Below are 8,736 nucleotides of genomic sequence, written 5' to 3' on the forward strand. Positions count from 1 at the left end.
GGGCAATGAATTAAGCTTCATTTGTGATCAGCGAGTATTTCTTTCAAGATAACTGTCATTACTGTTGATAACTTCTACTAAAAGAAAGGGTTTTATATTAAATCTATCCTTGTTCAGGGATGAGAAAATAATTTGGCAATCGACAAAATCAATAACGAGTGCGATCGCTTCGCTGTGAGACTGCCTACTGTCTTTCCCCGATAGAGCCAACACAGTCAGTAAGTTCAGAAACAGAATTGCTGTAGCAATTATACAAATTCACCAATGGTAAAGAAATAAGGGTAGAGACTGCTTGGCGCTGGGAATGGGAACGAGTTCTCAATTATGCAACTAGTTGAAAGCGTTGGCTTACTGCTTACTCTTTACGAGCAACAACGTAGTAAATTAATTCCTTATGCCATACGCCTTGCTCGGTTTCTAGGGCAGCGATATCATCATCATAACTCGCTTTAATTTGGCTAATTGTTTCCGGTTTTAATTGCCGTAGCGGATTATCGATATGTAGCCAGAATTGACCATTCCATCTGCTTTGGGCTGTTTCTAGGCTCAGATAAGTTCCCAGTTGTTGAGGATGAATTTCGATTTGAGTAAAATTGGCTTGAGTTAATAATTGTTGAATTCGCTCTGGTGTTCCTAATGGTTCATGCAGATTGGGAAGTGTGATTCCATGTTTTGTACAAGCTTCTAGAATCGACAATGCTAAATATGAATCTTCAGACGAGCAGGTAAATGCGATAAATCCACCGGATTTGAGACAACGATACCAATTTTCGAGAACCTTAGGAATGTTGGGGAAAACTCTGAGCGCTCGCGTCGCTCGAATGATCCAAATCCTATGAGCCTCAGTTTATCGCCATTAGCGACAGCTTCGGTTACCACTGATAAAAAAGCACAAAGGATTTCATCAGCTTGCTTTTTTGTTATGTTAGCCTTGGCTGCTACAACATCTACTAATTCACTTTTATTCATAAATTATCTGGGAGCATTGCAAATAAAGGAAATTTAGCATCATTACCTTTGTTAGGAAAGGGAGGACAGAAATAAAAATTCAGCATTAGATGAAAATTAACAATCCACAATCACAAAGCAACAATCTCATCTGTCTGCATCTTAGAAAATCTAAAATCTCGTTTTTCAAGCCCTCAGTTTTAGGAGGCTCAACAGCAGAGTGTTATTGTGGCTTTGAAGCTTCAGGATGGGATCTGTGATATTGTTCTGCATTGAATCTGTAATGTTCAGTTTTGCACTAGCCGCTAGGAGAAAGTTTTATTTAATGGAAACCGCAGTGAAAAAGTCAGATTTTGTCCTGACTCCTTACATGAACAGCAGCGACTTGCGGGCAACTTATCAAATCCTGAATACGGTTGTGCCTTATGTAGTTTTATGGTTTTTAGCACATAAAGCAGCTGCTATTTGTTTTTGGTTGCTTGTGCCTACTATAGTCTTGATGACGCTGTTTTCAGCGCGATGTTTTTCTTTAATGCATGATTGCGGACACTATTCACTGTTTCGTTCAAAAAGGGTTAATCAAATTATCGGTTTTATTCTGGGGGTAATCAACGCGATCCCTCAATATCAGTGGTCAAGAGGACATGCCTATCACCACAAAACCAACGGTGATTGGCAACGCTATCGCGGTCCTAGTGCATTACTTTCTACTGAGGAGTTTGCTCGTCTGAGCCCATCTGCCCAAAGGCGTTATGAACTACTGAGGCATCCATTGATGATCTTTCCTGGAGGTTTTTTCTATGTCGCGATTAAGCCAAGACTCGCCCTGATTGCAGGAACATATGATTTTATCACTCATCTACTGACTTGCTTGCAGCAAGATCCTTCTATGGATTTACCTCGAATCATCTCCTCTCATAAGTCTAGAAATTGGTACACTGCGGCTGAGTTTTGGCATCTGTTGTTCAACAATATTTGTGTAGTCGGCAGCTGGATTTTTCTGGGGTATTTACTTGGATTTGGTTTTTTCGTGAGCGTTTACTCAATCACGCTAACTTGTGCTGGGGCAATCCTCATCTGCGTCTTCTTTGTTCAGCACAACTTTGATGGCTCTTACGCCCACAAAACTGAAGGGTGGGACTATCTCGAAGGGGCAATTAAGGGCAGCAGTTATCTGGATTTACCCACAGTTTTAAAGTGGTTTTCCGCCGATATCGGCTACCATAACATTCATCATCTTTGTGACAGAATCCCCAATTACAACCTCCAAGCTTGCCACAATCAAAATATTCACCTGCTTAGGAATGCAAAAAGGCTGCGAATGGTAGATATTCCTGATTGCTTCAAATACATTCTGTGGGATTGTCCCTCCAATCGCCTTACGTCGATAGCATCGTTTCGTCAAGCTGCACAATCCATCGACCTAGAGACAGCCAACCAGGCGTGAAAAAGCAGGGGAGCAGAGGAGAAAAACCACGCCACTTGCGGGTGGGGCTTCAATCAAGTAGTTCTTCTGACTTTTGCTGGGAGCAACGCGATTTTTTGAAGTCGGATAAAAAACGAGCGTTCACGTATTGTGCCGTAGGTATTGCTAAAATATCTATTTATACCAATGCAAAAAATGTTTGCGACAGATAGGGCATCCACTCCGGAAATCATAGCCAGTCACACCAAGCAGCAATAGCTGGAGTCAGTTGGGCAAGAAGTTGAGCAACTTGAGCGCGTAAATCCTCTAAGTTATCGAACAGTTCCCATTTCAAATCTTGCTTAAGATACTTCCAAACTCGCTCTATAGGATTAAGTTCTGGAGAATAAACTGTTTGGAGATAGTTGAGTGTGGTTCTTGGGAAAGAGTTCTCAATTATGCAACTAGTTGAAAGCGTTGGCTTAATGCTTACTCTCTTAGCTGATGCGGTTTCTGCCGCATCATCTCCTGTACTTCCACCGCATCCCCATCCGGTGTAAAAACGACACTACCAGACATCGCAATCACAATCCGCTGCTTCCTTGCCCACTCAAACCAAGCACTCACATCCGATGTCACCACATTCTTGCTCTTAGCCCCACTCTTGCAGCTGTTGATAAACAAACCCGTCGGATTATCGCACCACCCCTCGTGAATTCCTTCTTTGACTCGTGCGATCGCTCCGGAGACATTGCTCCAGTATTTCTTGATTACCCCCAAACATGGCTCTGGGTTTATTCGTAAACGCCGCAACTCTGTACAAACTTCAGCAATTTCGTGCTTGCTAGGCTTATACGTACTTGAAATGACTTCAACTTCCGGCTGGGAAGATTCGTCATCATGAGGGTCTATCTCCCCCGTCGAGTTATCTAGTTCTTGTTCATCAACAAAGCAAGTAATCTGGGGTGGCTCTGGTTCTCTTGTTTGGTGAGATGGCTCATATAAGCTCTGTTCTACCCCTTCATCCTTTACTTCCCCAACAGCAGTGTTGTTGTTTTTTAAAAGGTTTAAAGTAGTTTCAAATGTTGGCGGATTATTCGCACATCTTGTCGAAATATCTGGCACATCTGTGTCAATTTTTTCGCATCGTTGAGAATTAAGTAATTGTGTGAGTTTTTCCCGATTCAATTGATACTCACAAGCTGTATCCTTGGGAAATTTTTGAGCGGCCTGTTCTTTGATTAAGTCATCAAAAACTAACTCCTTCATATGACGGCTGATAGTTTCCCGACAGTAACCCAAAATATCAGCCAACTTCTCAAATGTGATTCTTACCCATTCATGCCCATAGTAGTGCTTACCATCCAGCCATGATAGTATTGCGGCTTTGCACTTCTGGCGACGGTTAAAAGTCGCCAGAAATTCAGAGAGAATATTGACGGGAGTGTGTATTTCTCCGAGTACTGCGGAGGTGAAGCTATTCATTTTCTACCTCCTATGTGTGGACGAAAAGTTAAGTTAATTCTCGTGCCAACCAATTTCTTGGTCTTGGGAACTTGATGTAAGTGCGTGGACTGGCAACCAGGGTGCATAATCAGCAAACTCCCATGCTCCAGCCAGAAATCAGTCGGTTTGCCCCCGATGGGTTTTATCTGAAACTTCCGTTCCGCACCCAAACTTACAGATGCGATCGCAGGATTTAGGCCCATCGACGATTCATTATCTGCGTGCCACCCTATGCTGTCTTGTCCACTTCTATACTGGTTGCCAATAACTATGTTGAATTTGTAGCCACTCAGTGCAGTAATCCTGTCCCTCAACTGGGCCAGTGATGAAGTCCAAGGCAATGGTTTCAATAGCACGCTTTTGGAATACAAATACTCACAGCCTTCGTCACCGTAGATACATTCCAGCCGGGGCACAAGTAAAGTTTTACCCACCATTTTGATTTGATTCTGCTGCCATTGCAGTCCAAGGCAGTGCTGATATAGTTCGTTCGCTTCTTGTTTGCTGAGGAACTCTGGATAGTAACTGACTGGTAAAGCTGGGGTTGGTTCGTTAAAAAGGGACATCTGTTTCATAACTGTTGGGATAAGAAATTGGTTGGTGAAGGCAAGCAGGGGAGCAGGGGGGCAAGGGGGCAGAGGAGAGAACTTACTGTGAGATTTCCCCTCTGCTCCTCTGCCCCTCCGCTCCTCTGCTCTCTACTTATTCTCCTTGTAACCATAGTTGCTTCAGTGCTTCTTGTTTCGCTGCTTCTAACTTTTCTTTCTCCTGGGCTGATTGCTCACCGACGAGCTGCTCAAATTCCGCCCGTTGTCGTTGCTTCAGTTGCTCAGTAGTCACAGGAGGTAATGCCAGTTGCTCATTTGTGCCTTGACCAGAAGGGCGAAAGCCACGGCGGCGGAAGATATAGCGGAAATGGCGTTTGTCCTGTGGGGGAAGCTTTTGCCATACTTCCTCATTCCACCCTGGGGGTGTAAAGTCAGCTGATGGTGGCAGGATATTTTGGATTTGGGATTGCAGGTTAGCGATCGCCTTTCCTTGTTCCTCGATTACCTGGTTCTGCTGTTCAAATTTCTCCAATAGTTGAGCAAGTAGTTCTGAATTTTGCGGGGCTAACTCTGCTTCACGAGTTTTTACTGCAAAGTAACTTTGTGCAGCAGCTATCTCTGGTTTACGCGGATCACCGTTCATTGCCACCAAATAGCAGGCGTGTCGTGATAGCTTGTAATCTTTCAGCACTTCTCGAAATGCCTGAGAAGCCCCAATTTGCGCCATTTGGACGACATCGACCAGATGGTAGGATTCATTTAACCCGGAATTCCTGGCACTGATTTTTGCTCTTTCAACTGTGTCTTTGATTCTTTTCCAAGTCTGATAACCCAGTAGTGTTAACAATTCAGTTGCTAACCAATACTCCTGACCATCGGTATCAACCTGTTTAATTTGGTCAAATGGGCTGCTGTTACTTTCGTACTTTATAATTGCGTCCATACTGTCTCCCAATTTTTGACGCAGGGTAAAGGAGCGGCATTGTATCCATATCGCACCGCTATCTAAATTTGTTAATTTGAGTGAGCAGCAGTGGAAATTGCTGCCCACAGTTGGCTTTAAGCTGTTACCAATTTTTGACCTTGGGCTGCGCCAGAAAGAAGCGATCGCCATTCTCTAGGGCTGAGGTGTTCAAGAAGCCTGTATCCCAAATATTCATCAGCTGCGCTCTCGGACAACAACTGCATTGCCTCTGATGCCGAGTTACATGGAATACGTTGATTTTCCTGTGCTGCACGTACTACCCACCAACGACCATCAGTGCATCCGACTTCGCCAAGTTTTATGTCGTTGTGGTAAATGCCATCGTTGAGCATTTCAAACCCATAGTTCTCGCACGCAGTAAAAATCTCAGCCATAATTTCGTTTCCAGTAGCCCAAGGTTCTTCCTCTTCTAACTGCTCTTGCAATGGAAGTAGGCCTTGCTGGTACTGCTGTTTGATGTAGCTGTGGCATCTAGCAGGACTGATGTCTCGAAAAATCTCTTGTCCATTAATCATTACCCGCCAGTATAAATTCTGGTAATTGCCGTGGTCGTAGCTAATGCTGGCTACGAGTAAGTCACCAACAAATGCCTCTTGGTCATAAAACGAGATTTCTAAAATTGTTGGGGCTTCTGGTATTTCAGTTTCAATTTGCGGATTGAGCGTGCCGTCTTGATGGTGCCATTGGATGTAACGGTAGCATTGAGCTTGGGTTTGGTGGCGGAATTGTTCTTCACCATTTATCATGACTACCCACGGTTGGGTGACAAACTCGTCATAGTCGTAGGCAATGTAAGCGACCAGTTGCTTGAGCGCGTACACTTCGTAGTGGTAGCAGTTGATTTCTACTGTGGTCAGTTGTGGAGCTATGGCTTCGGCTTGGTCTGCAATGTACTGGTCAAGTTCGGCTTGAGCGAGTGTTTGTTCGTCGGGGGCAGCATTAACGGCTGTTTGAACTTGACTGGCTTGATAATCGGCGATCGCATTCATCCAAGCATCCTTGCACCGCTTGTCAAGTACCTCAACTGTGCAGCCGACTTCACAATAGATTTGCTTGAGCCGAGCTATGGATTTCAGGCGTAGCTGTTGATGGCTATAAGTTGTATATGTCATGATTAAGAGATTCCTTCTGGAATAGGAAGCACTCAAGATTCGCAGTCCGGGTGCTTTCTTTATATCGACAATCCTATAATAACATTATAGGTATAGCAATATATGTGTAATATTATAAGAATAATATTGCTCTAAAGCATTGTATAAAGGAGACGTTCTATGAAACAAAATCAACTGTTAATGAAAGTAGGCTGGGAAATAGAGGTTCCTGAGTTGGGGCAACGCATCCGGGATGCAAGACATGAGTCAGGTCGTACTATTACTCAACTGGCGGCTGAAGCTGATATTTCTGTTGCTAACTGGTATGCAATTGAGCAAGAGCGTATTAAAGTACTGCCAATCGCTACCCTGAGAAGAATTGAGCAGGTTTTGGGTGTTGAGTTTGGAGTGCAACCATGAGTGCAATAAAATTAATGGTAAGGAAATAGTGTTCTACTGAGAGAGGTAGTCTCGTGAACACCCCACCCCGTAAGCGCAAAAAAGCCACCTCTACATCCAGTGACTTACAATCAACAGTTAACCCACAAAATAGCTCTCCCCAGGACAATCAGGATTTAGTAACCATCGATGTTCCTGCTGTTGAAGTTCCAGAATTACAGCTATTTTCAGGTAAATAGACCACGCTGTAGGGGCACGGCACCGACAATCTTTTGGTACATACAATAATTTTACTGATGCCGTGCCCCTACGATAGATGTGGTTCAAATAGGTGAAAACTGCTGTAAATAGCATTATTTAAAGTTGCTATTAGCAAATATGCCCATACAAATTAAGAACTTTTTGAATTTCACAAGTCATTTCCTGACGCAATCCCCAAGGTAATAAAACTTCAACTTTGGAACCTAAAGCCCGCAACCATCTAATAACATAATAATCCGTCGTTCGATAATTTACTCGGTAGTATGCATCCGTACAAGGACGAGATTTTACAATATTTAAAATTTCTGCTTGATGTTTTTTATCAATAACATATTTTTGAATTAACTCGAAGGTTGACTCGTAAGTAATTTTAGTAAAAGTATCGTGAATGCTGATCCCATCTATATAACATTGATGGAAATCCTCCTCAAACCGTAATATCATCAATGATTTTTCTTTGTAAAAATCACATCCCCAAGCTTCTTTTAACTTTGTATTGATAGTCTTGGGAGTTGGCAGTTGATTATTGTCATTAATTTCTCTTAATATTTGTGGAACTCGAACATCCTTCCAATCTAGCATTTCTATATGTTGTGAAAGAATACGATCAAGACGATATTTGTACCAATTAATATCACCTTTAGGAGTAGTTCCATAAGCACATAGATATTTAGCTCGTTCCATGAAATAAATACAAACTGGATAAATGACACACTCTTTTATTTGATTTTGATGGGCGCTATAATACGTCAACAGTAAAGGCATAATTTGCCCACCATCCCAAATTTCTTGTAATTGGTTCTGAATTTCATCTACGGCATCTTGTGTTGAACTCGATTCTGGTACTACATAGTCAACATAGAGAAATATTCGATGATTATCTTCCTCTATTTCTTGCTCTGAAAACTCTTCGGCTAGTACTGGTAAATTAGGGTCAAGAAAACTAAATAAACCTAAAGTACCAGCTAAATAGGCTTGTTTCTTCCTGCTTAAATTTGTTTGAGTCAGAGGAGTCTTTTCGGTTTCTTTAAAATTTGGTAACTTTTCGACTCGACGATAATATTTGCTTCTACCAGCATTCTGATTTATTCTTTGCAGATAATTACGACTGACTAATAAGTCGAAGTCGCTTTGCAGAGATTTACGAACTTGACCAAATAATCTTTCCTCTAAAAGCTTTTCTAGTTCCGAGTCAGCTATGGGTATTTGCGCTTGTAGAGAATTTTGCCATTCGTCAGTGGGTACTTCCAATTCTAATAACCATTGTTTGGTTGTTTTGCTGCAAGCACAGTTAGAATCTTGATGCTTAAGAATGTCTGCTTGCTTTTCATCCTTGTGGGTTTCGGTAAAAAAAGCTTTACGCCAATCTATATAAGTAAAGGTATCTGCGAGGCTTATGTAACCATTTTCACTATATAACCACCGTAGCAATGCCCATAAGCGGATAGCACGGGTAAGATTTTGACTTTGGTCAAGGGAGCCATTTGCTAGTTTTTGCAAAAGTTTACAATCTGGAGCTTTTTTAAATAGGGTATTCACAGTAGTTTTAGGCATTTGAGCGATTGTTTATAGATTAGCAGCTATTTGGAAGAG

At 42.3% G+C, this 8,736-nt stretch carries 11 protein-coding genes; 3 read left to right on the top strand and 8 right to left on the bottom strand.

The features are described 5' to 3' along the window. Positions 1–355: 355 nt before the first annotated feature. A complete protein-coding gene (locus AACW45_RS22365; protein ID WP_190634900.1) occupies positions 356–697 on the bottom strand; it encodes a hypothetical protein in 342 nt (113 codons plus the stop codon). Between the two features lie 2 nt (positions 698–699). Further along, the gene (locus tag AACW45_RS22370) at positions 700–969 is read right to left on the bottom strand and encodes an HU family DNA-binding protein (RefSeq protein WP_190634902.1); all 270 of its coding nucleotides are present in this window, start codon (positions 967–969) and stop codon (positions 700–702) included. Between the two features lie 304 nt (positions 970–1,273). On the opposite strand from AACW45_RS22370, the gene AACW45_RS22375 reads away from it, so the two are divergent. Then, a complete protein-coding gene (locus tag AACW45_RS22375; protein WP_190634904.1) occupies positions 1,274–2,395 on the top strand; it encodes a fatty acid desaturase in 1,122 nt (373 codons plus the stop codon). A 208-nt stretch (positions 2,396–2,603) separates the two neighbouring features. Here AACW45_RS22375 and AACW45_RS22380 read toward each other — a convergent pair whose 3' ends face one another. The 5 genes from AACW45_RS22380 to AACW45_RS22400 form a co-directional block, all read right to left on the bottom strand. Beyond that, entirely contained in the window at positions 2,604–2,840 is a 237-nt protein-coding gene (locus AACW45_RS22380) for a transposase (protein ID WP_190634979.1), read from the bottom strand. Between the two features lie 2 nt (positions 2,841–2,842). Then, complete coding sequence (locus AACW45_RS22385) at positions 2,843–3,838, bottom strand: hypothetical protein (protein WP_190634993.1); 996 nt, start codon at positions 3,836–3,838, stop codon at positions 2,843–2,845. Then, on the bottom strand, positions 3,835–4,434 hold the full coding sequence (locus tag AACW45_RS22390) for an alpha-ketoglutarate-dependent dioxygenase AlkB family protein (RefSeq protein ID WP_190634906.1): 600 nt from the start codon (positions 4,432–4,434) through the stop codon (positions 3,835–3,837). Before AACW45_RS22390 ends, AACW45_RS22385 begins: the two co-directional genes overlap by 4 nt. A gap of 127 nt (positions 4,435–4,561) precedes the next feature. Then, entirely contained in the window at positions 4,562–5,350 is a 789-nt protein-coding gene (locus tag AACW45_RS22395; RefSeq protein ID WP_190634908.1) for a BRO family protein, read from the bottom strand. 116 nt (positions 5,351–5,466) lie between these two features. Then, positions 5,467–6,504, bottom strand: a complete 1,038-nt coding sequence (locus tag AACW45_RS22400) for a hypothetical protein (RefSeq protein ID WP_190634910.1) — start codon at positions 6,502–6,504, stop codon at positions 5,467–5,469. A gap of 159 nt (positions 6,505–6,663) precedes the next feature. Between AACW45_RS22400 and AACW45_RS22405 the strand changes: the two genes are divergently transcribed. Both AACW45_RS22405 and AACW45_RS22410 read left to right on the top strand, forming a co-directional pair. Then, complete coding sequence (locus tag AACW45_RS22405; RefSeq protein WP_242038014.1) at positions 6,664–6,903, top strand: helix-turn-helix domain-containing protein; 240 nt, start codon at positions 6,664–6,666, stop codon at positions 6,901–6,903. 53 nt (positions 6,904–6,956) lie between these two features. Beyond that, positions 6,957–7,121, top strand: a complete 165-nt coding sequence (locus tag AACW45_RS22410; protein ID WP_190634911.1) for a hypothetical protein — start codon at positions 6,957–6,959, stop codon at positions 7,119–7,121. Positions 7,122–7,251: 130 nt separating this feature from the next. Here the strand turns inward: AACW45_RS22410 and AACW45_RS22415 are convergent, their stop codons facing one another. Then, the gene (locus tag AACW45_RS22415) at positions 7,252–8,697 is read right to left on the bottom strand and encodes a TIGR03985 family CRISPR-associated protein (protein WP_190634914.1); all 1,446 of its coding nucleotides are present in this window, start codon (positions 8,695–8,697) and stop codon (positions 7,252–7,254) included. Positions 8,698–8,736: the final 39 nt, after the last annotated feature.

Source organism: Calothrix sp. FACHB-168, from assembly GCF_963889195.1.
Lineage (GTDB): Bacteria > Cyanobacteriota > Cyanobacteriia > Cyanobacteriales > Nostocaceae > Aulosira > Aulosira anomala_A.